We start from the raw sequence: 25,250 nt of genomic DNA on the forward strand, positions 1-25,250 counted from the left end.
ACGGGGATCAGTCGTCGGAGGTCCGCGCGCAGGCGGTGCTGATCGGCGGCACGAACGCGGGCCGAGTGCCGATCAGGTCGTGGGCGCGGTGCCGGCCCAGGTTGAACTCCAACCAGTCGTCGTCGCCGGCCGAACGTCCGACCAACGCGCACTCCGCCACGTCGTCCGGCAGCGTGGCGAGCGCGGGCACGGCGTCATCGGAGAGGTGGCGCAGGTAGAACCAGTCCGCCTTCCCGGTCTGTTCGTAGCGGTCGATGTTCTGCTGCGCGATCCAGGCATCCGGATTGATCGCGGCCAGGCCCACCAGCAGCGTCGCGCCGCTGAGCAGTGCTGCACGTGGGAGCCACCGTGCCCGCAGCGTCACCCCGGCGACCATCACGCCCACGACCACCAGGCCGAGCCAGCCCTCGAATACGTCGACCAGCAGCCGCAGCTCGGTGAATCCGTAGGCGTCCTGGTAGAGGCTCATCCGGTGCAGCGCGGAGGCGACCACGACCAGGGTCAGTGCGCAGAGCAGCCCGAGGGATCCGCGCAGCCAGGCCAGGTCCGCGGTCGTCGTACGACCCGCCTTGCGTGCCGCCGCCCACACCACCAGCAGGGTCAGTGCGGTGGCGACGGTGAGCTGCCCGAAGCCCTGGTGCACGTAGTCGGCGTAGGTCAGGCCGGTGGTGCGCTCGAGGTAGTCGTGGCCGCCGAAGATGACGGCTGCCTGGGCGACGAGGAAGGCGATGAAGACTGCATCGACGAGCAGCACCGGCGCCAGCCACTCGTAGCGGTTCGCCACGGGGCGGGCCGGCCCTCCCTCGGCGGAGACCTGCGGAGGGTTGAGGCCGACGTACGTCGCCGCCAGGACGACACCGCCGACGAAGACGGTGATGAACGCTCGCAGCACGAACGAGTCGAGCTCGAGATCCGGAAGAAGCCTGCCTGCCCACTCCGCGAACAGCGCATCGGCCGACGCGAAGAGCAGGCCGAACACGAGCACGCCGGCCAGCGAGAGGACGACCGTGCGGATCGCGGCGGCGCTGGTCGCGCGGCCGGTCACGCCGCGGGCCGAGCGTCCCAGCCAGGGCAGTCCGCGCAAGCCGGCCAGCGGCCAGGCCAGGCCGGCCAGTACGAACGCCGGCAGCGTGCGCCCGTTCGCCAGCCCGGCCATGCACAGTGCGCCGCCGGCGAACAGGCACAGGACGACGATCCACTCCGCGTCCCGTACGACGACCGTGGCCGCGAGCGCGACGCACAGGGCGGCACAGGCGAGGGTGAACGGGGAGCGACGGTTCGCGCTGAACCCGAGGATCACGCCGCCCGCAGCCAGCAGCACGATGAACGTGCCGAGGCCGAGATCGCGGAACGGCAGCACGATTGCGGCGAGCAGCCCGACGCCGAGACAGGCCGACAGGGCGCGGAGGTTGCCGGGGACGCCGTGGTCGGGCCAGAACCTGCCGAACAGCGCGTCGAGGGCCGGTTCGGGTGTGACGGGTGGCGCCACCTGTGGCACCGGGTAGGGCGTGGGTGGGGTCGGCACGGGACTCTCCTGGCTGGACGGGTTGGACGAGCTGGTGGGGGTGTCGGCCCCCACGCTCGAGGGAGGGGCGGTCTGCGGGCGGCCGCCTGCTGGGCGTGCCGTGCCGCTGGCCGTCGGTGGCCGATCAGGGAGCTCGACCCGGACTCGGGCACCAGTGGACCCGGGCTCGGGGTCGACGAAGGCGATGTGGCCGCCGTGCAGGTCGGTCACCCAGCGGGCGATGGCGAGCCCGAGGCCGGTGCCGCCCCCGCCCTCGGTCTCGGTGAGGGTGCCGAAACGCTCGAAGACGCGCTCCCGGTCGGCGCCCGGGATGCCCGGCCCTCGGTCGGTGACCTCGAGACGCCACCCGCCGGTCGTCGTCGTGGCCGAGACGCGGACGACTCCGCCCGCCGGACTGTGCCGCGAGGCGTTGTCGAGGAGGTTGGCCACCAGCTGCTGGATCCGTGCCGGGTCTGCCTCGACCATCAGCTCCTGGTCGACGCTGACGTCGTAGGAGACCTGGCGTGCGGTCACGCTCGCCTCGGCGACCGCGCGGTCGAGGAGGTCGCGCACGTCGACCCGGGTGGTGGCGAGGCTGACCTCTCCGGCATCGACGCGGGCCAGGTCGAGCAGGTCCGCGGCCAGGGCGGAGAGTCGTTCGGCCTGGGCCAGCGCGCTGCGCGCGATCGACGGATCCGGCTCGGCGACGCCGTCGACCAGGTTCTCCAGCACGGCGCAGAGCGCGGCGAGCGGCGTACGGATCTCATGGCTGACGTTGGCAACCAGGTCGCGGCGCTGACGGTCGACGCCGGCCAGGTCCTCGGCCATCGTGTTGAACGCGAAGCCCAGCTCGCCGACCTCGTCGCGTGACGTCGCGGTCACCCTGACGGAGTAGTCGCCGGTCGCCATCCGGCGGGCGGCGGCGGTCATCTCGCGCAGGGGAGAGGTCATACCGCTGGCCAGCAGCTGGGTCACGCCCAGCGCCAGCGCGACAGTGACGGGGATGCCCAGCCAGATCGGTACGCCGGCCCCGGACCCGATGGTGGCCACCACGGCAGCCACCGTCACCGAGGCCGCGACGAGGAGACCGAGCTTGACCTTGATCGACGGGACGACGTCGAGCAGTGGGCTGCTCACGTCGCGCTCACCGGTTCGAGGGCATAGCCGACACCGTGCACCGTGCGCACCCGGTCGGCTCCGATCTTGGCGCGCAGGGCCTTCACGTGGCTGTCGACGGTGCGGGTCCCCGAGGCGCCGGACCAGCCCCAGACGTCGGCATACAGGGTCTCCCGGCTGAGGACGACACCCGGGCTGCCGGCCAGGCGCAGGAGGAGATCGAACTCGGTCGGCGTCAGGTGCACCTCGGTGTCGGAGACCCAGGCCCGGCGGGCGTCGGAGTCGACGCGCAGGTCGCCGAGGTCCGGGACTGCAGCGTCGGCCAGGGCGGCGGCCAGGTCAGCGGCTCGCTCGACACGACGCAGCAGGGCGGCCACTCGCGCCACCAGCTCACGCATCCGGAACGGCTTGGTCAGGTAGTCGTCGGCGCCGACCCCCAGCCCCACCAGGATGTCGGACTCGTCGTCGCGGGCGGTCAGCATCAGCACCGGCACGGGTCGCTCGGCCTGGATCCGGCGGCACACCTCGTGGCCGTCGAAGCCCGGCAGCATCACGTCGAGCAGCACCAGGTCCGGGGTCGTGTCGCGGAACTGCGTGACCGCACCGGGGCCGTCGTACGCCTGGACGACGTCGTAGCCGGAGCCGCGCAGGCGGTCGGTGACGGCCTGGTTGATGACCGGCTCGTCCTCGACGACGAGGATCCGCGGTGCTGTGGTGTCGGGCATGGATCGAGCGTAGGAGTCCGCGTGGTCAGGAGTCGTGGACGACGCGTGAAGATTCTGTGCAGGTCTCGGGAGGTCCTCCCGGCCAGCGGGAGCCGCGGCACTCGGGACGACGCCCTGCGGTGGAATGGGCACGCCGCCAGACGCTTGGGCGGGCGATGCAATAATGAAACACGTTCTAATCTTGTCGTTTGGGAAGGCCTCACACGCAATGACCGAGACTCCGGCGATCGAGGGCTGGTTCACCACCGGCTCCGAGCCCGCCCTGCTGGGCAGCGGCTGCACCGAGTGCGGGAACATCGCGTTCCCGCCCGAGCGCGACTTCTGCCGGAACCCCGCCTGCGCGGGGGAGGCCTTCGAGGTGCGTGAGCTGTCCCGGCGCGGCACGGTGTGGTCCTACACCGACGCGCAGTACCAGCCGCCGCCGCCCTACATCGCGACCAGTGACCCCTACGAGCCCTTCGCGCTGGCCGCGGTCGAGCTGCCCGAGGGTCTCGTGGTGCTCGGCCAGCTGGCCGGCGGCTTCGGTGTCGCCGACGTGAAGGTCGGCTCGCCGGTGGAGCTGGTCGTGGAGACGATCTACACCGACGAGGTGGGGCCGCGGACGATGTGGAAATGGTTGCCGACCGAGTCGAGCGAGGCGCGAGCGAGCGACCGGGGCGACAGTTCAGGGCAGGGCCCGGCAACGTCCAAGGGAGAGTCGGCATGAGCACCGAGGTCGCGATTGCCGGAGTCGGCATGCACCCGTGGGGCAAGTGGGGGCACTCGTTCGTGAAGTACGGCGTCGCGGCCGCCCGCGCCGCGCTCGATGACGCAGGCATCCCTTGGGCCGACGTCGAGCTGGTCGTGGGCGGCGAGACCGTCCGCAACGGGTACGGCGGCTACGTCGCCGGCTCGACCTTCGCCCAGGCCTTGGGCTGGAACGGTGCTCGGGTCGCCACGTCGTACGCCGCCTGCGCGACCGGCGCCCAGGCCCTCGACACGGCCCGTTCGCGGATCCTCGCCGGGCAGTGCGACGTGGCCCTGGTGGTCGGCGCCGACACCACGCCCAAGGGCTTCCTCGCACCGAACGCGGGGGAGCGGTGGGACGACCCGGACTGGCTGCGCTTCCGGCTGATGGGGATGACCAACCCCGGCTACTTCGCGCTCTACGCGCGCCGGCGGATGGACCTGTACGGCGCCACGCAGGAGGACTTCGCCCAGGTCAAGGTGAAGAACGCCCGGCACGGGCTGAACAACCCCTATGCGCGCTATCGCAAGGAGGTCAGTGCCGCGGACGTGCTGAACTCCGCGATCGTCTCCGACCCGCTGCACCTGCTCGACATCTGCGCGACCAGCGACGGCGGTGCGGCCGTCGTGCTGACCTCGATGGACTATGCCCGAAAGCACGGTCTCGGCCAAGGGGATGCGGGTCCGGTCAGGCTGCGCGCGATCTCCACGGTGACGCCGACGTTTCCGCAGGCGGTCATCGACATGCCGCTGTTCTCCACCGAGTCGACCCACCTGACCGGCGAGCCGCAGCGCACGTTCAAGGAGTCGATCGCCGACGCGGCCTACGAGGAGGCCGGGCTGGGGCCCGAGGACGTCGACGTGGCCGAGGTCTACGACCTCTCGACCGCACTCGAGCTCGACTGGATCGAGGACATCGGCCTGTGCAAGCGCGGCGAGGCCGAGCAGCTGCTCCGCGCCGGCGACACCACGGTCGGCGGTCGCATCCCGGTCAACCCGTCGGGCGGGCTGGCCTGCTTCGGCGAGGCGGTCCCGGCCCAGGCGCTGGCCCAGGTCTGCGAGCTCACCTGGCAGCTGCGTGGTCAGGCAGAGGGGCGTCAGGTCGAAGGCGCGCGGGTGGGCATCACCGCCAACCAGGGTCTCTTCGGCCACGGCTCGTCGGTCATCGTGTCGGTCTGAGCGCTGAGCGCTGAGCCCTGAGCGCTGAGCCCTGAGCCCTCACTGGGTGGGCGTGGCCGGCACGAGCCCGGGCCCGGCCGTCTCGACCAGTGGGAGGGTGGGGTGACTGATCGGGCATGTTTAGGTAAGGTTTCCCTTACCCAATTCATGGACCGCCCACTTCACCGACCGGGGTCTCGCGATGATCGTCTGCCACTGTGCCGCCGTCAACGACGACGCGGTCCGGCGTGCCTACGACGACGGCGCGCGCACGGTCTCCCAGGTCTGTCGCTCCACCGGAGCGGGCCAGGATTGCGGATCCTGCATCTTCACAGTGAAGCGTGTGGTGTGCCAGCATGGAGCGTTGGCCCCGACGTCACCTGTGGAGGTGGAAGGTGCAGCCAGTTAGCCCTCGAGTCGTGGAGTTGCTCAACTCCGCCCTCACCTTCGAGCTCACGGTCACCAACACCTACTTCCTGCATGCGCGCATGCTCGACAACTGGGGTCTCTCCAACCTCGGCAAGGTGTTCTACGACCTCTCCATCGACGAGATGAAGGATGCCGACGACCTGATCAACCGCATCCTGCTCTTCGACGGCCACCCCAACGTGCAGAAGCTCGGCGCGATCCAGATCGGGGAGACCGCCGAGGAGATGCTCACCCTCGCCCTGGCCAGTGAGCGCGAGGCGGTCACCCAGTTCAACGCCGGCGCGCAGGAGTGCCACGACCTCGGTGACCACGGCACCGCTGCCGTCTTCGAGGACATGGTGCGCGACGAGGAGAAGCACGCCGACTGGTTCGAGGGCCAGCTCGACGCGATCGAGCGGGTCGGCCTCCAGCAGTACCTCGCCCAGCAGATCGCGCTCGGCGGCCCCTAGACCCACGACTTGTTGATCTTCGCCCGTTGAGTTGTTGATTTTCGTGCGTCGAGACCGCGATCCGGTGCGGGCAGGGCCGCTGCCTGTCGGCTGCCCAGCAGTACGCCGGCCACGACCAAGGTCGCCCCGGCGAGTTCGCCCGTGCTCACGGTCTCGCCGAGCATGATCCACGCTGCGCTCATGCCGACGACGGGCACGAGCATCGAGAACGGAGCCACCACGCCGGCCGGGTGCCGGGTCATCAGCCACGACCACACACCCGAGCCGGCCACGGTGCCGATCAGCACGGTGTAGACCAGGCCCAGCCATGCCGGTCCGGCGGTGGGATCGTCGAGCCCGGTCAGGGAGTCGGCGATGCGCTGCGGTCCCTCGAGGACCAGCGCCAGCACCAGCATGGGCAGCACCGGCACCACCGACATCCACAGGGTGAGGTGCAGCGGGTTCGGCGCCTTCGCCCGAGCATTGCAGACGTTGCCGATCGCCCACCCGAAGGCGCCGGCCAGCACGAGCAGGAACGGCAGCAGCGCCGCGGACTCGGCGCGCTGCCAGCCGACCAGGGCCAGGCCGGCCACGGCGACCAGGATGCCGACACTGCGTCGTGCGCCGAGTCGGTCGCAGCCGATGGTCACGCCGATCAGCACCGTGAACGGTGCCGAGGCCTGGAGCACGAGCGAGGCCAGCCCGGCCGGCATGCCGGCCGCCATTCCCCAGTAGAGAAAGAGGAACTGCAGGGTTCCGAAGCCGACGCCGTAGCCGAGGAGCCAACGCAGTTCCACGTCGGGGCGCGGCACGAGAAGCAGGGTGGGGGCGGCGATCAGCGCGAACCGCAGGGCCACGAGGAACAGGGGAGGGAAGTGCTCCAGTGACGCGTGGATCGCGATGAAGTTCAGCCCCCACATCACGGCGACGCAGACGGCGAGCAGGCGGTGGTTCGTGGGCACGCGCTCCATCGTTCTTGACACCTCGATGAAGGACAAGCGAATAGTTCTTCATCGACTCTGTAGGCTCGCTTCATGGACGTGCGTCATCTCGAACTGCTCCGTGAGCTCTCCGTCCGCGGCAGTGTCACCGAGGTCGCCCGGGCCACCCACCGCACTCCCTCAGCGGTCAGCCAGCAGCTGCGTGCGGCCCAGCGGGAGCTCGGCACGCCGTTGGTCGAGCCCGCGGGACGCGGACTGCGGTTGACCCCGGCCGGCCACGTGCTGGCCGGGGGCGGCGAGGACGTCGCCCGCGTCGTCGCACAGGTGCAGGCTCGCTGGGATGCGTTCCGGGGCCACCTCTCGGGAACCGTCGCCGTGGCCGGCCTGCCCAGCGCCGCGACCTACCTCCTGCCCCGCACCTTCGCCGCACTCGAGGGCACCGAGATCGACCTGGTCTTCACCGATGAGGACGTCGCGGAGAGCGCGTACGCCGATCTCGTCGTCGAGCACGACATCGTGATCGCCCACAGCCTGACCCAGCTCGCGCCGGCGGGAACCGAACGCCTGTTCGCCGTCGAGTTGCTCCGCGAACCTCTCGATGTGGCCCTCTCGGCAGAGCATCCCTTGGCGGCGCGGGCCGACGTACGCCCGGAGGACCTGGTCGACCAGGAGTGGATCGGGGTGCCGATCGGATTCCCCTTCGACACGGTGCGGCTGGCCGTCGAGGCAGCCACCGGGAAGCGGATCCGGGTCGTTCAGCGCATGCGTGACAATCGGTTGATCGAGGCACTCGTCGCGGCCAGCGCCAAGGTCGCTGTCCTCCCGCGGTTCACCTCACCGCAGGGCAACGACGTCGTCCTACGACCGCTGCGCGGCATCTCGACCGCACGCCACATCTTCGCGGTGATGCGGCCCGACCGGGCCGAGCGCCTGGCCGTTCGGCACGTGCTCGCCGCGCTGCGCGGCGCCGCCGAAGAGGCAACGCGCGACCGGGCGGCGACGCCCGCGGCCGACGCTCACACGTAGGGGAGCAGTGCCGCCACGGACTCTGAGGGGATCTTCACCGCGATGCCCTGGCCGATCGCGTGCAGACTCCAGTGGTCGCCGTCGCGCACGAGCTTGGCCAGCACCGCGCCGGTCTCGGGCACGCCGTTGGTGAGTGTGACCCGGGCCAGCTCGGTGCCGCCCTCGTCGACGAGCCGGCAGTACGCGTTGCGCACCCACTCCAACGTGTGGCCCTGATAGCTGCTGACCTGGAAGACGATGGTGTCGATCTGCGGGTGCACCTTCGTGAGGTCGACGGTGATCGTCTCGTCGTCGCCCTCGCCCCGACCGCTCTGGTTGTCGCCGAGATGGACGACGGCCCCGTCGCGTGTGGTGAGGTTGTTGTAGAAGACCATGTCGGCGTACTGCCCGTGCGCGAAGGCCACCGCCGAGGCGTCGAGGTCGACGTCCGGTGCGCCGGAGCCGATGAAGCCGGCGGACTTCTCCTTGTCCCAGCCCAGACCCATCAGCACTCGGGCGAACGGCTGCGACTCCTCATCGGTGAGGGCGAGCTGCTCGCCCGTGGTCAACTCGGTCATCGTGGCCTCCTGTCGACGGTGCTCCCGAAACTACCCGGCCATGGAAAGCCCCGTGTGTTCCCGAGTTCGCCGTCCGCGAACGCCGGAACACGGCCGGCCCGGAATGCATTGAACCCGGCATGACGAACCCCATTCAGCTTCCGGTGCTGTTCCTCTCCGACGTCGTGGTGCTCCCCGGGATGGTGGTGCGGGTCGAGCTCGACGAGCCCGCCCGAGCCGCCATCGACGCCGCGCAGATCGCCTCCCGCGAGAGCGGTGGGTCAGCGCAGGTCCTCGTCGCACCACGGCTCGAGGACCGCTACGCGTCGTACGGCGTGGTCGCCACGGTCGAGAAGGTCGGCCGGTTCTCCGGCGGTGAGCCCGCGGCGGTGCTCAAGGCCGGGGGCCGGGCCCGCATCGGCAGCGGCGTGCCCGGGCCGGGCGCGGCGCTGTGGGTGGAGGTCGAGCCGGTCGACGTCGGCGACGTGGACGACGACGTCCGTGCCCTCGCCGAGGAGTACCGCCAGCTCGTGGTCGGCCTGCTGCAGCGACGCGAGGCGTGGCAGGTCGCCGACCAGGTGACCCGCATCGAGGACCCGTCCGTGCTCGCGGACACGGCCGGCTACGCGCCGTACCTCTCCGACGACCGCAAGCGGCAGCTCCTGGAGACACCACTGGTGCGTGAGCGGCTGCGCCTGCTGGTCGACTGGATGCGCGACTTCGTGGCCGAGTCCGAGGTCAGCGAGAAGATCGAGTCCGACGTCCGCGAGTCCCTGGAGAAGTCCCAGCGTGAGTTCCTGCTGCGCCAGCAGCTGAGCGCGATCCGCAAGGAGCTCGGCGAGGGTGACGCCGACGGCGGCGACGACTACCGGGTCAGGATCGAGGCGGCCGACGTCCCCGACGCGGTGCGTGAGGCGCTGCTGCGCGAGGTCGACAAGCTCGAGCGGGCCAGTGACCAGAACCCGGAGGCGGGCTGGATCCGCACCTGGCTGGACACCGTGCTCGACCTGCCCTGGTCGGTGCGGACCGAGGACGACACCGACGTCGCCGCGGCCAGGGCCGTCCTCGACGCGGACCACCACGGGCTCGACGAGGTCAAGGACCGGATCACCGAGTACCTCGCGGTCCGCGCGCGTCGCGCCGAGCGCGGTCTGGACGTCGTGGGAGGCCGTGGCTCCGGTGCGGTGATCCTGCTGGCCGGGCCGCCCGGCGTCGGCAAGACCTCCCTCGGCGAGTCGGTGGCGCGCACCCTGGGCCGCGAGTTCGTCCGGGTCGCGCTCGGCGGGGTCCGCGACGAGGCCGAGATCCGGGGCCACCGGCGCACCTATGTCGGCGCCCTGCCCGGTCGCATCGTGCGCGCGATCAAGGAGGCCGGCTCGATGAACCCGGTCGTGCTGCTCGACGAGGTCGACAAGGTCGGCTCCGACTACCGGGGTGATCCGGCGGCGGCGCTGCTCGAGGTGCTGGACCCCGCGCAGAACCACACCTTCCGCGACCACTACCTCGAGCTGGACCTGGATCTCTCCGACGTGCTGTTCATCGCGACCGCCAACGAGGTGGGCCAGATCCCGGCCGCCCTGCTGGACCGGATGGAGCTGGTCTCGATCGACGGCTACACCGAGGAGGACAAGGTCGCCATCGCCCGCGACTTCCTCGTCCCGCGGCAGCTCGAGCGGGCCGGGTTGAGCGTCGAGGAGGTCACCATCGACGACGAGGCGCTGCGCGAGATCGCGGCCAACTACACCCGCGAGGCCGGCGTACGGCAGGTCGAGCGGCTGCTGGCCAAGGCGTTCCGCAAGGCGACCGCCCGGATCGCGTCGGGCGAGGTCGAACGCGTCGACATCGGTGTGGAGCAGCTGACCGGCCTGCTGGGCAGGCCCCGGTTCACGCCGGACCTGGAGGAGCGGACGTCGGTGCCAGGCGTCGCGACCGGGCTGGCCGTCACCGGCATGGGCGGCGACGTGCTCTACGTCGAGACGTCGGCCGCAGACGGGGAGACCGGACTCACGGTCACCGGACAGCTCGGCGACGTGATGAAGGAGTCGGCCCACATCGCCCTGTCCTGGGTGCGCTCGCACGCGGGTGAGCTCGGGATCCCGGCGAGCGCCTTCGAGCGGTCCCTGCACGTGCACTTCCCGGCAGGTGCGACACCCAAGGACGGGCCTTCCGCGGGAGTCACGATGGTGACCGCTCTGGTGTCGCTGCTGCGGGGCCAGGCGGTGCGCTCCGACATCGCGATGACCGGCGAGGTCACGCTCTCGGGTCGGGTGCTGCCGATCGGCGGAGTGAAGCAGAAGCTGCTCGCGGCGCAGCGGGCGGGAGTCGCCGAGGTGTTCATCCCGGAGCGCAACCGGGCCGATCTCGACGACGTGCCCGCGGAGATTCTGGCGGCGCTGACCGTGACACCGGTCGGTCGGGTCACCGAGATCCTCGAGCGGGCGCTGGTGGCCGAGGCCCCGGCGGTCGAGGCCGCCTGAGCAGTGGGCGCGCCCGCATCACCACGCGGGCGCGTCCACTTCTCCGGCCGGGCGCATGGAAAACTGCTCGCCATGGTGACGCCGCGACTTGCCCTGCGACCACGTGATCCCCACGAGGAGCACCGGGCAGCCACGCCACTCGAGCTCTTCACCGACCTCTGCTACGTCGTCGCGATCGCCCAGGCCGCGCTGCAGCTGCACCACGCGATCAGCGAGGACCACGTCGGGCACGGGGTGCTGTTCTTCGGCATCGCGTTCTTCGCGATCTGGTGGGCGTGGCTGAACTTCGCCTGGTTCAACTCCGCCTTCGACAGTGACGACCCGCTCAACCGGGTGCTGACCCTGCTGCAGATCTCGGGGTCGCTGGTGGTTGCCGCGGGGGTGCCCCGGCTCTTCGAGGAGGACTTCACCCTCATCGTCGTCGGCTACGTCATCATGCGGGTCGGCCTCGTCGCCATGTGGCTGCGGGCTTCCCGGGGGCATCCGGGAGGGCGGGCGACCTGTCACCGCTACGTCCTGGGGCTTGTGGCGGTGCAACTCGGCTGGGTGGTGTTCCTCTGGGCTCCCCACGACCTTCTCGTGCCGGCCTTCCTGGTGCTCGCCCTCGCCGACCTCGCCGTGCCGTTCTGGGCCGAGCAGTCCGGGCCGACGCCTTGGCACCCGCACCACATCGCCGAGCGCTACTCCCTGATGTTCATCATCGTGCTCGGCGAAACCGTCCTGTCCACGACGGTGGCGATCCAGGTCGCCATCGACGGCGAGACGATCGGCTGGCGGGCCGGCCTCGTGGTGGTCGGGGGACTGCTGGTCGTGTTCAGCGCCTGGTGGCTCTACTTCTCGCGCGACACCGGCGACGTCCTGTCGGGCGACAATGACGTGAACCCCTTTGTCTGGGGCTTCGGCCACTACTTCATCTTCGCCTCCGGTGCCGCCCTCGGAGCCGGTCTCGCGGCGAGGATCGACTACTACTCCCACCACTCCGAGATCAGCGACGTGGTCAGCTCGGCTTTCGTGACCGGGCCGGCGGCGGTGTTCCTGATGGCCCTCTGGGCGGTGCACCTGCGGCTGCACGACTCCTCGGTGCGCACGTGGGGGCCCCTGGTCCTGGTGCTCGCCGGCCTGGTCGCGGTCACGTCCGTTCCCTGGTCCGAGCTGTGGGCGGGCGTGCTCTGCTGCGCCCTGCTGGTCCTCGAGCTCCGCCCACAGAAGGCTGTCCCCGTGGCCGCGTAGGATGGGCGAGTTCACCCCCTGTCATTCCTGGCCGGGGGCTGTCGTCGTGTGGAGGAACCGCCGTGCCCAACGAATCTGGCATGCGCCTGCAAGGTCTCGCGGAGGTCGTGCTGGCCGACAAGACCCTGGCAGGAGCGCTGGCCGATGTCGGCACCGTCAACGCGCTCGACCTGACCGGGCCGGCCGGCGTACGCCCGTTCGTCGTGGCCGGGCTGGTCCGCGAGGGCCGCACCGTGCTGGCGGTCACCGCCACGCAGCGCGAGGCGGAGGACCTGGTCACCACCCTGGCCGACCTCATCGACCCCGACCTGGTCGCCTACTTCCCGAGCTGGGAGACGCTGCCCCACGAGCGGCTCAGCCCGCGCAGCGACACCGTCGGCCGGCGGCTGGCCGTGCTGCGCCGCATCGTGCATCCCGAGGAGGGCGAGCTCAAGGTCGTCGTCGCGCCGGTGCGCAGCGTGCTGCAGCCCCAGGTCAAGGGGCTCGGCGACCTGGCGCCGGTCGAGATCCACAAGGGCGACACCGTCGAGATCGACGACGTGGCGCGACGCCTCAACGATGCGGCGTACTCCCGGGTCGACCTGGTCGAGAGGCGAGGCGAGTACGCCGTCCGCGGTGGCATCGTCGACGTGTTCCCACCGACCGAGGAGCACCCGCTCCGGGTGGAGTTCTGGGGTGACGACGTCGAGGAGATCCGCAGCTTCGCGGTCGCCGACCAGCGCACCCTCGACACCGTGGAACGGCTGTGGGCGCCGCCGTGTCGCGAGCTGCTGATGACCGACGACGTACGCCGTCGCGCCGCCGAGCTGGGTGCCGCGCACCCGCAGCTGATCGAGCTGACCGACAAGATCGCCAACGGCATCGCGGTCGAGGGCATGGAGTCGCTGGCCCCGGTCCTGGTCGACGAGATGGAGCTGTTGGTCGACCTGATGCCGGAGGCAACCAGCGTGCTGGTGCTCGACCCGGAGCGGGTGCGCTCGCGGGCCCACGACCTGGTCGCCACCAGCGAGGAGTTCCTCGGTGCCTCGTGGGCGGCAGCGGCCAGCGGCGGCACGGCGCCGATCGACCTGGGTGCCGCCTCCTACAAGGAGCTCGGCGAGGTGCGCGAGCACGCCATCGGGTCGGGGCTGGCGTGGTGGTCGGTGAGCCCGTTCGGGCTGGACGACGATCTCGACCGCGTCGGCGATCTCGACCCGGATGCTCCGTCCAGCCGGGTCATCGAGCTGAACCCGGCCGAGGCCTACCGCGGCGACGTCGCCCAGGCGGTGCGCGACATCAAGGGCTGGCTCGACACTGGCCGGCAGGTCTTCGTGGTCCGCGAGGGCCACGGCCCCGCCGAGCGCACCGTCGAGGTGCTCGGCGAGAACGAGGTCGCGGCCCGCCTGGTCGAGGGCGGTCTCGATACGGGCGCAGAGCGCCCTTCTCGACCACCGAAGGGCGTGGACGGCGTGGTGAACGTGCTGCAGGCCCAGCTGATCCAGGGCCTCGTGGGCGAGACGTTCGCCGTGCTCACCGGGGAGGACATCTCCGGCCAGAAGTCCAGCACCCGCGACATGCGCAAGCTGCCCTCGCGCCGCAAGAAGCAGATCGACCCGCTCGAGCTCAAGCCCGGCGACTACGTCGTGCACGAGCAGCACGGCGTGGGTCGTTACGTCGAGATGAAGCAGCGCGAGGTGCAGGGCGCGACTCGCGAATACCTCGTGCTCGAATACGGGGCGGCCAAGCGCGGGGCCGCTCCGGACCGGCTCTACGTGCCTGCCGACGCGCTCGACCAGGTCACCCGTTACGTCGGTGGCGAGGCGCCCAGCCTCGACCGGCTCGGCGGCGCCGACTGGACCAAGCGCAAGAACAAGGCCCGCAAGGCGGTCCGCGAGATCGCCTCCGAGCTGATCAGGCTCTACGCCGCCCGCCAGGCCACCAAGGGCCATGCGTTCGGGCCGGACACCCCGTGGCAACGTGAGCTTGAGGACGCCTTCCCCTTCCAGGAGACCGCCGACCAGCTGAGCACGGTCGACGAGGTCAAGAGCGACATGATGCAGCAGGTGCCGATGGACCGCCTGGTCTGCGGCGACGTCGGCTACGGCAAGACCGAGATCGCCGTCCGTGCCGCGTTCAAGGCGGTGCAGGACGGCAAGCAGGTCGCCGTCCTCGTGCCGACCACGCTGCTGGTGACCCAGCACTTCTCGACGTTCGCCGAGCGGATGAGCGGCTTCCCGGTCAACCTGCGGGCGCTCTCGCGCTTCCAGAGCGACAAGGAGGCCAAGGAGGTCATGGAGGGCCTGGCCGACGGCACCGTCGACATCGTCATCGGCACCCACCGGCTCTTCAACGCCGAGGTGCGGTTCAAGGACCTCGGCCTGATCGTGGTCGACGAGGAGCAGCGCTTCGGCGTCGAGCACAAGGAGAAGATGAAGACGCTGCGCACCAGCGTCGACGTCCTCTCCATGTCGGCCACGCCGATCCCGCGCACCCTCGAGATGACGATCACCGGCATCCGCGAGATGTCGACGATCGCCACCCCGCCGGAGGAACGGCACCCCGTGCTGACCTACGTCGGCGGCTACGAGGACCGCCAGGTGACCGCCGCGATCCGGCGTGAGCTGCTGCGCGAGGGCCAGGTCTTCTACATCCACAACCGGGTGCAGTCGATCGAGAAGGCGGCGCAGAAGATCCAGGAGCTGGTCCCCGAGGCGCGGGTCGCCACCGCCCACGGCCAGATGAACGAGCGCCAGCTCGAGCAGGTCATGCTCGACTTCTGGGAGAAGCGCTTCGACGTGCTGGTGTGTACGACGCTCGTCGAGTCGGGCCTCGACGTGTCGAACGCGAACACGATGATCATCGAGCGCTCCGACACCCTCGGTCTCTCCCAGCTGCACCAGCTGCGCGGCCGGGTGGGTCGTTCGCGCGAACGCGCCTACGCCTACTTCCTCTACCCCAGTGAGAAGCCGCTGACCGAGACCGCCCACGAGAGGCTGGCCACGCTGGCCCAGCACTCCGACCTCGGCGGCGGCATGGCGATCGCGATGAAGGACCTCGAGATCCGTGGCGCCGGCAACCTGCTCGGCGGCGAGCAGTCCGGCCACATCGCCGACGTCGGCTTCGACCTCTACGTGCGGCTGGTGGGGGAAGCGGTCACCGAGTTCCGCGGTGACAAGGAGCCCGAGCTGGCCGAGGTGCGCATCGAGCTGCCCATCGACGCCCACCTGCCCCACGACTACATCCCGTCCGAGCGGCTGCGCCTGGAGATGTACAAGCGGCTGGCCGAGGTGCGCTCCGACGACGACGTGAAGCTGCTGCACGAGGAGATGCTCGACCGCTACGGCAACCCGCCCACGTCGGTGACCTCGCTCCTCGAGGTCGCCCGGTTCCGGGCTCGCGCGCGCCAGGCCGGGATCAGTGAGGTCACTCTCGCCGGCAAGAACGTGCGGTTCGCGCCGGTCGACCTGCCCGAGTCACGCACGCTGCGACTCCAGCGGGTCTACCCCAAGTCGTTGGTGAAGACGACGACCAGCACCGTGCTGGTCCCGCGGCCCACGGTTCCCGGTGGGCACCTGCGCGACGAGGAGCTGCTGGCCTGGGCGCGTCAGGTGATCGACGGCGTCCTCGATCCGCCCGCGGTCGTCGTACAACCCGGGGCGTGAGGCGTGTCACGTCGCCTGCTTGAATGTGGGGGACGCACATCAGCAACCCCTCGAAGGAGTCCGACCGTGAGGATCCGCCTCGCCGTAGCCCTGGGCGCAGTCTCGATGCTGGCGCTGTCCGGATGCGGGTCCGACCTCAGCCCCGACCTGCACCCCGGTGCCGCGGCCGTCGTGGGTGACCAGACGATCTCGATCGAGGACGTCGACGCCAGGGTCGGTGACTACTGCGAGCTCGTGCTGCCGCAGTTGCAGCAGGCGAACACGGCCGAGCCCTTGTCCTCGCTGCGCGCGGACTACCTCTCGGTCCTGGTCGAGGAGACCCTGGCCCGGCAGTACGCCGATGCCCACGATCTCGACGAAGAGGCGCAGTTCCGACCCCAGCAGGCCAAGATCCGGGACGAGGTCGAGCAGAACATCGCGGCCCACCTGCGCGGCACCGCCCGCGACTACCTCACCCGCAGCACCTACGCCGCGACGGTGGAGACCATGGTGGCCCTCGACGTCGCGCAGAAGGCGGGCAAGCAGCTGGCCTCCCAGGACGATGCCACCACGCTGGGCAAGCAGACCATCGCGCAGTGGGCGCACGACAACGACCTCGACGTGGTGCTCGACCCGCGCTTCGACCCGGCCGGCACCGACGAGCAGTCGCTCTCGTTCGCGGTCAGCGATCTCGCCAAGGGCACACAGGGCAAGAAGCCGGACGACGCGAAGGTCAAGGCCTACGTCGCCTCGTTGCCCGACTCCCAGAAGTGCGGCTGAGCGGCAACTCCGTGAGGCCCGGGGAGCGTCTGGTCGAGCTGACCGCGGTGATGACCCGGATGCGTCGTGAGTGTGCTTGGAAGGCCGGGCAGACCCATCGTTCGCTCTCCCGCTTCCTGCTCGAGGAGGCGCACGAGACCCTGGAGGCGATCGACCTCGGCGATCCGGAGCACCTGCGTGAGGAGCTGGGCGATCTGCTGCTGCAGGTCTGGTTCCATGCCGAGATCGCCGCCGAGTCGGGAGCCTTCACGATCGACGACGTCGCTGCGGACCTGATCGCGAAGATGGTGCGTCGCAACCCGCACGTCTTCGGCTCCGACACGTCGTCCAGGCCCGACGACCCGGTCGAGATCAACGAGATCTGGCAGGCGATCAAGGCGGAGGAGAAGCAACGCACCTCGGTCTTCGACGGGCTGCCGCCGACGCTTCCCGCGTTGCTGCTGGCCGACAAGGTGCTCGACCGGCTCGAGCGCGAGGGTCGTGCCGTGACGCCCGCGAGTGACGACCTCGGAGATCGGCTGCTCGCCCTGGTCGACGAGGCTCGCCGTGACGGCGTCGACCCCGAGCAGGCCCTGCGTGAGGCCGTACGCCGCGTCGCCGGTCCCGCCTCGACGTCATGAGGTACCGCACCGAGAAGGCAGCCGGCATCCTGGCCGTGGTCCGCGAGGACGGGGTCACGCTGGCCCGGCTCAACAAGGTGCTCGGGGCCGAACGCGCGACCGGCCTCGTCGAGGGAGTTCCGTGGACCTTCGACAAGCACCCCGACGGCATCCGGACGGCCACCAGCAGTCTGCGTCCGGGAGTGCACTTTGCCCGCTCTGCCGGTCCCTTCCGTGCTCACTGGGAGCTGGTCTGCGGCCCGACCCGCTACGAGATCAAGCGGCAGAGCCCGGTCGCGAGGCGGTACGACGTCGTGCGTGATGGTGTCGTGATCGGGGTGAGTGGAGGATCGATGTGGTGGGGGATACGCCCCGACCTCGACGTGGCCGACGACGTGCCCGCCGCCGACGCGGTCTTCCTGCTGTGGGTCGCCCTCATCATGCGCACTCGCAGTCGTCGGGAACCGATGCCTCGGACGTGAGGCGGGCCGCCGTTTCAGGCTTCCTCGACGTGGACATGGTCATCACCATGCGATATCAGCTCGAGAAGCGCACGGGCCTGCTGTCCGTGTCGCGCGCGGACGGTACGACGGTGGCCGAGCTCGACAAGGCGTTCTGGTCCGAGCGGGCGGGGGTCGTCATCGAGGGTCGCCCGTGGTCGTTCGGCAAGGACGCCGGTGCCCGCATCGCTGTCTGCCAGGCGGATCCGGCCCTGCGCTTCAGTGCCTGGCGGCCGAGTTTCTGGCGCCAGGGCTGGCAGGTCACCGCCGGCGGGTCGACGTACGAGATCAAGCCGGCCGGACTGTTCATCAGCGCCTACGACGTGTTCCGGGGCGGAGTGCGTGTCGGCAGCAGTGGCAAGGGCAGCTTCTGGACCAACAAGCCGTGGGTCGAGGTGCCCGACGACGTGACCGTCCCCGAGGCCGTGTTCCTGCTGTGGATCGCGTACCTGATGCGGGCCCGTGCGGCCGCGTCCGCGCAGGCCGCCACCTGACCCTCCCCACTGTCGAGGGTGCTCAGCGGCGGAGGACCTTGCGGGCCAGGGCATTGCCGCAGAACTGCGTGACCTGCACGATCACGATGATCATGAGCACGGCGGCCCAGGTGACCACGGTGTCGAACTGGCGGTAGCCGTAGACGATGGCGAAGTTTCCGAGGCCACCGCCGCCGACCACGCCGGCCACGGCGGACATGTCCACGAGGGCGACCACCGCGAACGTGTAGCCGAGGATCAGCGGGCCCAGGGCCTCGGGCAGCAGCACGGTGAAGATGATCCTGGTGCGACTGGCACCCATCGCCCGGGCCGCCTGGAGAACACCCGGGTCGACGGTGAGCAGGTTCTGCTCGACGATGCGAGCGATGCCGAAGGTGGCGGCGATGGCCATCACGAAAATGGCCGGCTTGTTCCCGATGCCGGTCCCGGTGACCGCCCGCGCCAGCGGTTGGGCCGCGGCGATGAGGATGATGAACGGGATCGGGCGGAACGTGTTGACCACGACGTTGGAGAGCACGGAGACGACGCGGTTCGACTTGATGCCACCGGTGCGGGTCACGTAGAGGAGCAGGCCGAGCAGCAGACCGCACACGCCGCCGAGCAGCAGCGCGCCGAGCACCATGTAGAGCGTCTCGAACGTCGCCTGCCAGTAGAAGTCCTGAAGCTCTGAGAGCCGATCCATCACGGCACCTCCGTCGTCTCGACCATGCCGGACACGGCGGTGATCGCCTCGTCGACGCGGGCCGGGTCACCGGTCAGGGCCAGGGTCAGGTGGCCGAACGTGCGGCCGTTGACGTCTTCGACGCCGCCGTGGATGAGCTCGAAGCGGACACCGCGGTCGATCAGCTGGGCGAACACGTCGGACGGCGTCACCGACTCGTCGCGCAGGGAGAGGGTGACGAAGCGGCCCTCGTGGCGTTCCCGGAGTCGTTCGCGGGTGCGCTCGGGCGGACCCTGCTCCACCAGCGTGCTGACGAACCGTCTGGTCGCCTCGTGCTGGGGGTTCGCGAACAGGTCGAAGACGGGGCCGGTCTCGACGATCCGCCCCTTCTCCATCACCGCGACGCGGTGCGCGAGGGTGCGCACCACCTCCATCTCGTGGGTGATCAGCACGATGGTGATGCCGAACTCCTCGTTGACCCGGCGCAGCAGCGCGAGCACCTCGTCGGTGGTCTGCGGGTCCAGAGCGCTGGTCGGCTCGTCGGCGAGCAGGATCTTCGGGTTGGTGGCCAACGCGCGGGCGATGCCGACTCGTTGCTTCTGGCCACCGGAGAGCTCATTGGGCCAGGCGTGCGCCTTGTCGGCCAGGCCGACGAAGTGGAGCAGGTCGGAGATGCGCCGCTGGTGCTCGGACTTGGGCACCCCGGCCACCTGCAGTGGGTAGGCGATGTTGCCCCACACGGTGCGGCTGGAGAGCAGGTTGAACTGCTGGAAGATCATCCCGATCTCGGCACGCACCGGCAGCAGCTGTCGCTCCGTGAGCGCGCTCACGACCGACCCGTCGACCGTGACCGTGCCGGATGTCGGCCGGTCGAGCGCGTTGATCAGTCGCAGCAGGGTCGACTTGCCGGCACCGGAGTAGCCCACGATGCCCACGATCTCGCCGCTCTCGATCTCGAGGTCGACCCCGTCGAGGGCGTGGATGGCAGGTGCCTTCCGGCCGCGCCCCGGGAACTCCCGGGACACGGCGCGGATCTCGATGAGAGCCATCGGTCAGTTCTTCTGGTCCCGGGTGTCGGCTTCGACCTTCTCCAGGGCGGACTCCAGGTCCTTCACCGGCGTCTTGAGGGTGATCGCCGTGCCACCCGAGGACGCGACGAGGTCCTTCTGGACGTCCTTGTCGTTCTGGAAGATCTCGACGAGCTTGCGGTAGGTCGCGTCGTCCTCGTCGCCGGCGCGCGCCACGAAGATGTTGACGTAGGGGAGGGCGTTCGGGTCGGACGGGTCGTCCTGGGCGATCGCGTCGTCGGGGTCGAGTCCGGCGTCCGTCACGAAGTCGTTGTTGACGATCGCGGCCGCGAGGTCGTCGAGCGAGGTGACGGTCAGTTCGGCGCTGAGGGCCTTCACCGTCACCTTGGAGGCGGACTCGTCGACGTCGGCGAGGTCGGAGAAGATCGAGCCGCCGGACTTCAGCGTGATCAGGCCGGCCGACTGCAGCACGAGCAGCCCGCGGGCCTGGTTGCTCGGGTCGTTGGGTACGGCGACCGTGTCGCCTTCCTGGATCGCGTCGACGTCGTCGTACCTCTTGGAGTAGAGCGCCAACGGGTAGATCGCGGTCGAGCCGATCGGCGCCAGGTCCTGCTTGTTGGAGACGTTGTAGTCGGCCAGGTAGACGATGTGCTGGAAGACGTTGAGGTCGATGTCCTCGTTGGTCAGGGCCGGGTTGGGCTGGGTGTACTCGGTGAAGTTGACCAGCTTGACGTCGATGCCCTCCTTCTTGGCCGCGGCGACGTAGGTCTGCCAGTAGGGCTCGCTCGAGTCGACCACGCCGATGGTGACCGACGTGTCGTCGCCGCCGACGAGGCTGTCGTCACCGCGCAGGAACGCGAACCAGACGCCCACGATCACGGCGAGCGCAACGACGACGCCCAGCACGATCAGCAACGGGTTCTTCTTGGGGGCCTCGATCAGAGGTGCGGGGGAGTCAGACATCGTCGTCCTTTCGAGCCGTCCGGGGGTGGTGGACGGCGAGCGTGCTGAGTGGTGACGTGACACTAAGTCCACTCAGCCGCTGGACATTCCCGGATCTCACGTTTTCCGGGTGTGTGATCCCTCACCGTTCGGCCGGATGCGCGATAGTCCCTGACGTTCGGACCCCACCCCGAGGGGCCGAACGTCAGGGACTATCCCAGCGGGTCAATCAGCGCTTCGTGGGCTTGAGGACCTTGACGACGACCGGCTTGGAGACCGACGCGAGCGAGGTCGGCGAGCCGGCGTACTTCACGACGAACCGGTGCGTGCCGACCGTGAGCCCGGTCAGCCTCACCACCGCGCGGCCGTTCACGAGGGTGGCCGTGCGGATCACCTTGCCCTTGTCGAGCACCTGCACCCGACCGGTGACGAACGACGGCGCCAGGGTCGCGGTCAGCGTGAGCGGCTTGCCCCTCCTGACCTTGCGGGCCGACGCCTTCAGTGACGCGGTCGTGCCCAGCGACCTGCCGAACAGCGACTTGTAGGTGCCGAGCTCGAGCAGCTGCGTCTCACCGGTCGCGTCCTTGAGTCCGTCGTTGTCGGTGACCGCGACGACCCGGCCGCCGGAGGTGATGCCGAGGCCCTCGAGCTTCTCCTGGGTCCAGCCGTTCAGCGCCTGCATCGCGGGCAGTACGTCGACCGCGAGCCGCTTCTTCACCGGTCGTACGACGTCCGAGTGCGACATCGGCACGTCGACCGTGTAGACCCGCTTGATCGCCGCACGGGGACCGTTGAGCTTGTCGCGTTCGATCACGGCGACGGTGTTGGCGTCGATCGCGGTGATCTCCGACAGACCCAACCAGTCGCCCTCGACCGAGGTGCTCTCGAGCGTGTAGCCGAACCAGGTCCAGCGGTCCTCGCGGACGTCGTACCGACCGATGCGGGCCGCGGACTCGCTGGCGATCGCCCGCTGCAGGGCGACGTAGACGTGTTCGTTCGCGCCGGTCCTGACCGCCGAGACGCCCTCGAGGCCCCACTTGCCGAGGCCGTCACGGACCTCCTTGGGTAGGGAGACGGTGCGCACGATCTCGGCCTCGTCGTTGAGGCGGTAGAGCTTGTTCTGCGGACCGGTCGCACCTTCCGAGGCGATCCAGAAGCCGCCGTCCTCGCGGGCGCTGATGCCCTCGATGTCGACCTTGGCCCGGGACCCGTCGCCGTTGGTGACCTCGAGGACACTCTCGATCGTGGCCGGCTTCGCGGAGACATCGAGGTGATGGATCCTCCCCGTCGCGTACGCCGAGTCGCTGGCGGCCCAGAGCTTGGTCGCATCGGTCGGGTCGCCACTCAGCGCTCCGAGCGCACCCCAGCCGATCGGCTGGCCGTCGACATCGGCCGAGATGACCGAAGGGAACGCGGACGGGCCGTCGGCGAGCTTGAACACCCCGACCGACGCGCGCACCCCGGCCCCGGCGTCGTCCTCCTCCGAGGAGACCACCAGCAGGTCCCGGGACGGGATCGGCAGCAGGCCCTCGGGCCCGTTGGTGGTGGCCAGCGCCTGACGGAAGACCGGTGCCGTGGGCTCGGTCATGTCATAGACCGCGACGAAGTTGCTGCGCTCCGAGCCGACGAACGCGTACGGCGTACCGCCGATGGTCTCGAACGCGAGCCCCTCCGGCTCGGCGCCCTTCTTGGCGGCCCGGTCGTTGTTGTGCAGCCCGTGACGCGTGGCGATCTGCTCGAACGAGTTGCCGGCGTCCCACCTCACCTCGCCGGTGGCCGTGTCGAAGACGGTCCACCCGCGGGTGCCGCCCTTCCAGTCGCCCTCGTTGGCAGTGGCGACCAGGCCGTCTCCGACCCACTGGATGGCGTCGGGCTCACGCGGCGCGTCGATGGACCCGGCCGGGTTGAAGACGCCGTCCTTGGTGGTGTCGACGCCGTCGACCTTCGCGTTGCCGGCCGAGAAGGCATGGTCGATCTGGCCGGTGGGCAGGTCGATGACGACCACGCCGTTGTTCTCCTGCAGGGTCAGCGCCAACTTGTTGTCGTCGTTGATGTCGACGTACTCCGGCTCCACGTCCTCCGGGGTGTCGAGACCGGTCAGCGCGGACGCGGGAAGCTCGACCGGTGTGACCTCCCAGGTCGTGGGATCGGGGTTCGCCAGGTCGATGACGGCGACACTCCCGGTGGCGGCCTGTGGCAGGTCACCCTCGTCCCCGCCCTCCGGCGTCACGGCCTCGTTGCGCTGGTTCTCCATGGCGATCGCGGCGTAGCGACCGTCGGGGGAGATCGCGATCGAGTCGGGCTGCCCGCCCAGGTCGATGGAGGCGACCTCGTCGTGGTCGCCGCCGAGTGTGACGACGTCGAGGCGCCCTTCGCGGACCCCGGGGGCTGGGTCCTCGCCCTCCCACTGGGTGTCCTCGAGCCCCGGGTAGGTGCTCTGGTCGACCACGACCAGGGCGACCTCGCCGGCACTGGAGTCGGTCACCGCGACCGACGTCGGCTGGCCGCCCTTCTCGCTGCCCGAGACGTCGTGGCTGCCCAGGCCGACGGGGGTCGACGGGTCGGTGAGGTCGAGGAACCCGATCCGGCCACCGAGTGCGTCGGTGTAGGCGACCGTCCTGCCGTCGGCGCTGACCGAGGGGATCTCGGCCACCGTGGCCTGGGCCGGGTCGACGCCCTCGGGCACGTTCTGGAACACGGGGTAGGTCGCCAGCCGGTGGAACGAGGAGGGGGAGTCCGTCGGGGTGGAGTTGTCCGCGGTCGCGGAGCCGCCCAGCACGGAGAGGGCGGAGAGTGGCAACGCGGCGACGGCGGCGAGCGCCAGTCCACGGCGTACGAGCATGATGTGCCTTTCGAGGGGACGGGCCCGAGATGTGACGTGGGCATGCTCGTGGCATCGCCTTGCGGGGCGGTGGCCGTGAGGTGAACCGTCGACGCTGGAACGGTGACCGTTGGGCACCCGTCCCACACGCGCGGGTGCTGCCGGAATGCGAGAGTCGTCCCGGTTAGGCTGGGCCCGCTCGATCCATCGACCTTCAGGAGCATTCCCCAGTGGCTTCCATTGCTGCAGTCGGCGCCCGCGAGATCCTCGATTCGCGCGGCAACCCCACGGTTGAGGTCGAGGTCCAACTCGACGACGGCACGTTCTCCCGGGCGGCGGTGCCCTCGGGTGCCTCCACCGGCGCCTTCGAGGCGGTCGAGCTGCGCGACGGCGGCGACCGCTACGCGGGCAAGGGTGTCGAGAAGGCGGTCAAGGCCGTGCTCGACCGGATCGCCCCCGCGATCGAGGGCCTCGAGGCCGATGACCAGCGGCTGGTGGACCAGACGATGCTCGATCTCGACGGCACCCCCAACAAGGCGACCATCGGCGCCAACGCGATCCTCGGTGTCTCGCTGGCGGTGGCCCGCGCCGCCGCTGACTCCGCCGGGCTTCCGCTCTACCGCTACGTCGGCGGACCGAACGCCCACGTGCTGCCGGTGCCGATGCTGAACATCCTCAACGGTGGGTCGCACGCCGACTCCAACGTCGACATCCAGGAGTTCATGATCGCGCCGATCGGCGCCGCGACCTTCCGCGAGGCGCTGCGCATGGGTGCCGAGGTCTACCACTCCCTCAAGTCCGTGCTGAAGGAGAAGGGCCTCTCGACCGGGCTGGGTGACGAGGGCGGCTTCGCGCCCAACCTCGAGAGCAACCGCGCCGCCCTCGACCTGATCTCCGAGGCGATCGCGGGCGCCGGCCTCGAGCTGGGCAAGGACGTCGTGCTCGCGCTCGACGTCGCGGCCTCCGAGTTCTGCACCGACGGCACCTACACGTTCGAGGGCACCGCAAAGACGTCGGCCGAGATGAGCGCGTACTACGCCGAGCTCGTCGCGGCGTACCCCATCGTCTCCATCGAGGACCCACTCGACGAGGACGACTGGGAGGGCTGGAAGACCATCACCGACGAGCTCGGCACGAAGACCCAGCTGGTGGGCGATGACCTCTTCGTCACCAACGTCGAGCGGCTGCAGCGCGGCATCACAGAGGGCCAGGCCAACTCGCTGCTGGTGAAGGTGAACCAGATCGGGTCGCTCACCGAGACCCTCGACGCCGTCGACCTCGCGCACCGCAGTGGCTTCAGCTGCATGATGAGCCACCGCTCCGGCGAGACCGAGGACACCACGATCGCCGACCTCGCCGTGGCCACCAACTGCGGCCAGATCAAGAGTGGCGCACCGGCCCGGTCCGACCGCACCGCGAAGTACAACCAGCTCCTGCGCATCGAGGAAGAGCTCGGCGAGGCGGCCCGCTACGCCGGTGCCGCCGCGTTCCCGCGCTACAACCGGGGCT

At 70.0% G+C, this 25,250-nt stretch carries 21 protein-coding genes; 13 read left to right on the forward strand and 8 right to left on the reverse strand.

Features of this window, described 5'->3' with window-relative positions; genetic code table 11:
- Positions 1 to 7 precede the first annotated feature (7 nt).
- Together NJ4_RS17085 and NJ4_RS17090 are read right to left on the reverse strand one after the other, a co-directional pair.
- A complete protein-coding gene (locus tag NJ4_RS17085) occupies positions 8 to 2,641 on the reverse strand; it encodes a DUF4153 domain-containing protein (RefSeq protein ID WP_067437832.1) in 2,634 nt (877 codons plus the stop codon).
- On the reverse strand, positions 2,638 to 3,345 hold the full coding sequence (locus NJ4_RS17090; protein WP_067437834.1) for a response regulator transcription factor: 708 nt from the start codon (positions 3,343 to 3,345) through the stop codon (positions 2,638 to 2,640). The genes NJ4_RS17085 and NJ4_RS17090 overlap by 4 nt, the downstream gene beginning before the upstream one ends.
- 208 nt (positions 3,346 to 3,553) lie before the next feature.
- On the opposite strand from NJ4_RS17090, the gene NJ4_RS17095 reads away from it, so the two are divergent.
- From NJ4_RS17095 to bfr, 4 genes are all read left to right on the forward strand, one after another.
- On the forward strand, positions 3,554 to 4,051 hold the full coding sequence (locus tag NJ4_RS17095) for a Zn-ribbon domain-containing OB-fold protein (protein WP_067437836.1): 498 nt from the start codon (positions 3,554 to 3,556) through the stop codon (positions 4,049 to 4,051).
- Positions 4,048 to 5,250 carry a lipid-transfer protein gene (locus NJ4_RS17100; protein ID WP_067437838.1) on the forward strand — a complete coding sequence of 401 codons (1,203 nt, stop codon included), beginning with the start codon at positions 4,048 to 4,050 and terminating at the stop codon, positions 5,248 to 5,250. The genes NJ4_RS17095 and NJ4_RS17100 overlap by 4 nt, the downstream gene beginning before the upstream one ends.
- 181 nt (positions 5,251 to 5,431) lie before the next feature.
- On the forward strand, positions 5,432 to 5,638 hold the full coding sequence (locus NJ4_RS17105; RefSeq protein ID WP_067437840.1) for a (2Fe-2S)-binding protein: 207 nt from the start codon (positions 5,432 to 5,434) through the stop codon (positions 5,636 to 5,638).
- Between the two features lie 10 nt (positions 5,639 to 5,648).
- On the forward strand, positions 5,649 to 6,107 hold the full coding sequence (gene bfr, locus NJ4_RS17110; protein WP_245644604.1) for a bacterioferritin: 459 nt from the start codon (positions 5,649 to 5,651) through the stop codon (positions 6,105 to 6,107).
- Here the strand turns inward: bfr and NJ4_RS17115 are convergent.
- The gene (locus tag NJ4_RS17115; protein ID WP_067437875.1) at positions 6,104 to 7,048 is read right to left on the reverse strand and encodes an EamA family transporter; all 945 of its coding nucleotides are present in this window, start codon (positions 7,046 to 7,048) and stop codon (positions 6,104 to 6,106) included. The two genes, bfr and NJ4_RS17115, sit on opposite strands and share 4 nt — an antisense overlap.
- A 72-nt stretch (positions 7,049 to 7,120) precedes the next feature.
- Between NJ4_RS17115 and NJ4_RS17120 the strand changes: the two genes are divergently transcribed.
- The gene (locus tag NJ4_RS17120; protein ID WP_067437843.1) at positions 7,121 to 8,053 is read left to right on the forward strand and encodes a LysR family transcriptional regulator; all 933 of its coding nucleotides are present in this window, start codon (positions 7,121 to 7,123) and stop codon (positions 8,051 to 8,053) included.
- Here NJ4_RS17120 and NJ4_RS17125 read toward each other — a convergent pair.
- Positions 8,044 to 8,610, reverse strand: a complete 567-nt coding sequence (locus NJ4_RS17125) for a TerD family protein (RefSeq protein WP_067437845.1) — start codon at positions 8,608 to 8,610, stop codon at positions 8,044 to 8,046. The two genes, NJ4_RS17120 and NJ4_RS17125, sit on opposite strands and share 10 nt — an antisense overlap.
- Before the next feature lie 119 nt (positions 8,611 to 8,729).
- Between NJ4_RS17125 and lon the strand changes: the two genes are divergently transcribed.
- From lon to NJ4_RS17160, 7 genes are all read left to right on the forward strand, one after another.
- Positions 8,730 to 11,066 carry an endopeptidase La gene (lon, locus tag NJ4_RS17130; protein ID WP_067437847.1) on the forward strand — a complete coding sequence of 779 codons (2,337 nt, stop codon included), beginning with the start codon at positions 8,730 to 8,732 and terminating at the stop codon, positions 11,064 to 11,066.
- Positions 11,067 to 11,138: 72 nt separating this feature from the next.
- A complete protein-coding gene (locus NJ4_RS17135; RefSeq protein ID WP_067437849.1) occupies positions 11,139 to 12,296 on the forward strand; it encodes a low temperature requirement protein A in 1,158 nt (385 codons plus the stop codon).
- A 38-nt stretch (positions 12,297 to 12,334) separates the two neighbouring features.
- Entirely contained in the window at positions 12,335 to 15,937 is a 3,603-nt protein-coding gene (gene mfd / locus NJ4_RS17140; RefSeq protein WP_407668077.1) for a transcription-repair coupling factor, read from the forward strand.
- 66 nt (positions 15,938 to 16,003) lie between these two features.
- Entirely contained in the window at positions 16,004 to 16,696 is a 693-nt protein-coding gene (locus tag NJ4_RS17145; RefSeq protein WP_067437853.1) for a SurA N-terminal domain-containing protein, read from the forward strand.
- Positions 16,687 to 17,316, forward strand: a complete 630-nt coding sequence (locus NJ4_RS17150; RefSeq protein WP_067437855.1) for a MazG family protein — start codon at positions 16,687 to 16,689, stop codon at positions 17,314 to 17,316. Before NJ4_RS17145 ends, NJ4_RS17150 begins: the two co-directional genes overlap by 10 nt.
- Complete coding sequence (locus NJ4_RS17155) at positions 17,313 to 17,777, forward strand: hypothetical protein (protein WP_067437857.1); 465 nt, start codon at positions 17,313 to 17,315, stop codon at positions 17,775 to 17,777. The genes NJ4_RS17150 and NJ4_RS17155 overlap by 4 nt, the downstream gene beginning before the upstream one ends.
- A gap of 47 nt (positions 17,778 to 17,824) precedes the next feature.
- Positions 17,825 to 18,289, forward strand: coding sequence for a hypothetical protein (locus NJ4_RS17160; protein ID WP_157551193.1), 465 nt, complete (start codon positions 17,825 to 17,827; stop codon positions 18,287 to 18,289).
- Positions 18,290 to 18,311: 22 nt separating this feature from the next.
- Here NJ4_RS17160 and NJ4_RS17165 read toward each other — a convergent pair whose 3' ends face one another.
- The 4 genes from NJ4_RS17165 to NJ4_RS17180 all read right to left on the reverse strand — a co-directional run bounded on the left by NJ4_RS17165 (position 18,312) and on the right by NJ4_RS17180 (position 23,762).
- Positions 18,312 to 18,971, reverse strand: a complete 660-nt coding sequence (locus NJ4_RS17165; RefSeq protein WP_067437861.1) for a methionine ABC transporter permease — start codon at positions 18,969 to 18,971, stop codon at positions 18,312 to 18,314.
- Positions 18,971 to 19,999 carry a methionine ABC transporter ATP-binding protein gene (locus tag NJ4_RS17170; protein ID WP_067437863.1) on the reverse strand — a complete coding sequence of 343 codons (1,029 nt, stop codon included), beginning with the start codon at positions 19,997 to 19,999 and terminating at the stop codon, positions 18,971 to 18,973. The genes NJ4_RS17165 and NJ4_RS17170 overlap by 1 nt, the downstream gene beginning before the upstream one ends.
- 3 nt (positions 20,000 to 20,002) lie before the next feature.
- Positions 20,003 to 20,941 carry a MetQ/NlpA family ABC transporter substrate-binding protein gene (locus NJ4_RS17175; RefSeq protein ID WP_067437865.1) on the reverse strand — a complete coding sequence of 313 codons (939 nt, stop codon included), beginning with the start codon at positions 20,939 to 20,941 and terminating at the stop codon, positions 20,003 to 20,005.
- Positions 20,942 to 21,149: 208 nt separating this feature from the next.
- Positions 21,150 to 23,762 carry an esterase-like activity of phytase family protein gene (locus NJ4_RS17180; RefSeq protein WP_082748816.1) on the reverse strand — a complete coding sequence of 871 codons (2,613 nt, stop codon included), beginning with the start codon at positions 23,760 to 23,762 and terminating at the stop codon, positions 21,150 to 21,152.
- A gap of 209 nt (positions 23,763 to 23,971) precedes the next feature.
- On the opposite strand from NJ4_RS17180, the gene eno reads away from it, so the two are divergent.
- Positions 23,972 to 25,250, forward strand: a 1,279-nt coding sequence (eno, locus tag NJ4_RS17185; protein WP_067437867.1) for a phosphopyruvate hydratase, incomplete at its 3' end; no start/stop codon positions are given.

The sequence above is a fragment of the Nocardioides jensenii JCM 1364 = NBRC 14755 genome, assembly GCF_001552535.1.
In the GTDB taxonomy this organism is placed as follows: Bacteria; Actinomycetota; Actinomycetes; order Propionibacteriales; family Nocardioidaceae; genus Nocardioides; species Nocardioides jensenii.

Coding starts and splice junctions, on each gene's coding strand:
- NJ4_RS17090 (WP_067437834.1), bottom strand. CDS start 3,345: ATGCCCGACACCACAGCACCGCGGATCCTCGTCGTCGAGGACGAGCCG.
- NJ4_RS17095 (WP_067437836.1), top strand. CDS start 3,554: ATGACCGAGACTCCGGCGATCGAGGGCTGGTTCACCACCGGCTCCGAG.
- NJ4_RS17100 (WP_067437838.1), top strand. CDS start 4,048: ATGAGCACCGAGGTCGCGATTGCCGGAGTCGGCATGCACCCGTGGGGC.
- NJ4_RS17105 (WP_067437840.1), top strand. CDS start 5,432: ATGATCGTCTGCCACTGTGCCGCCGTCAACGACGACGCGGTCCGGCGT.
- NJ4_RS17120 (WP_067437843.1), top strand. CDS start 7,121: ATGGACGTGCGTCATCTCGAACTGCTCCGTGAGCTCTCCGTCCGCGGC.
- NJ4_RS17125 (WP_067437845.1), bottom strand. CDS start 8,610: ATGACCGAGTTGACCACGGGCGAGCAGCTCGCCCTCACCGATGAGGAG.
- lon (WP_067437847.1), top strand. CDS start 8,730: ATGACGAACCCCATTCAGCTTCCGGTGCTGTTCCTCTCCGACGTCGTG.
- NJ4_RS17135 (WP_067437849.1), top strand. CDS start 11,139: ATGGTGACGCCGCGACTTGCCCTGCGACCACGTGATCCCCACGAGGAG.
- NJ4_RS17155 (WP_067437857.1), top strand. CDS start 17,313: ATGAGGTACCGCACCGAGAAGGCAGCCGGCATCCTGGCCGTGGTCCGC.
- NJ4_RS17160 (WP_157551193.1), top strand. CDS start 17,825: ATGCGATATCAGCTCGAGAAGCGCACGGGCCTGCTGTCCGTGTCGCGC.
- NJ4_RS17165 (WP_067437861.1), bottom strand. CDS start 18,971: ATGGATCGGCTCTCAGAGCTTCAGGACTTCTACTGGCAGGCGACGTTC.
- NJ4_RS17170 (WP_067437863.1), bottom strand. CDS start 19,999: ATGGCTCTCATCGAGATCCGCGCCGTGTCCCGGGAGTTCCCGGGGCGC.
- NJ4_RS17175 (WP_067437865.1), bottom strand. CDS start 20,941: ATGTCTGACTCCCCCGCACCTCTGATCGAGGCCCCCAAGAAGAACCCG.
- NJ4_RS17180 (WP_082748816.1), bottom strand. CDS start 23,762: ATGCTCGTACGCCGTGGACTGGCGCTCGCCGCCGTCGCCGCGTTGCCA.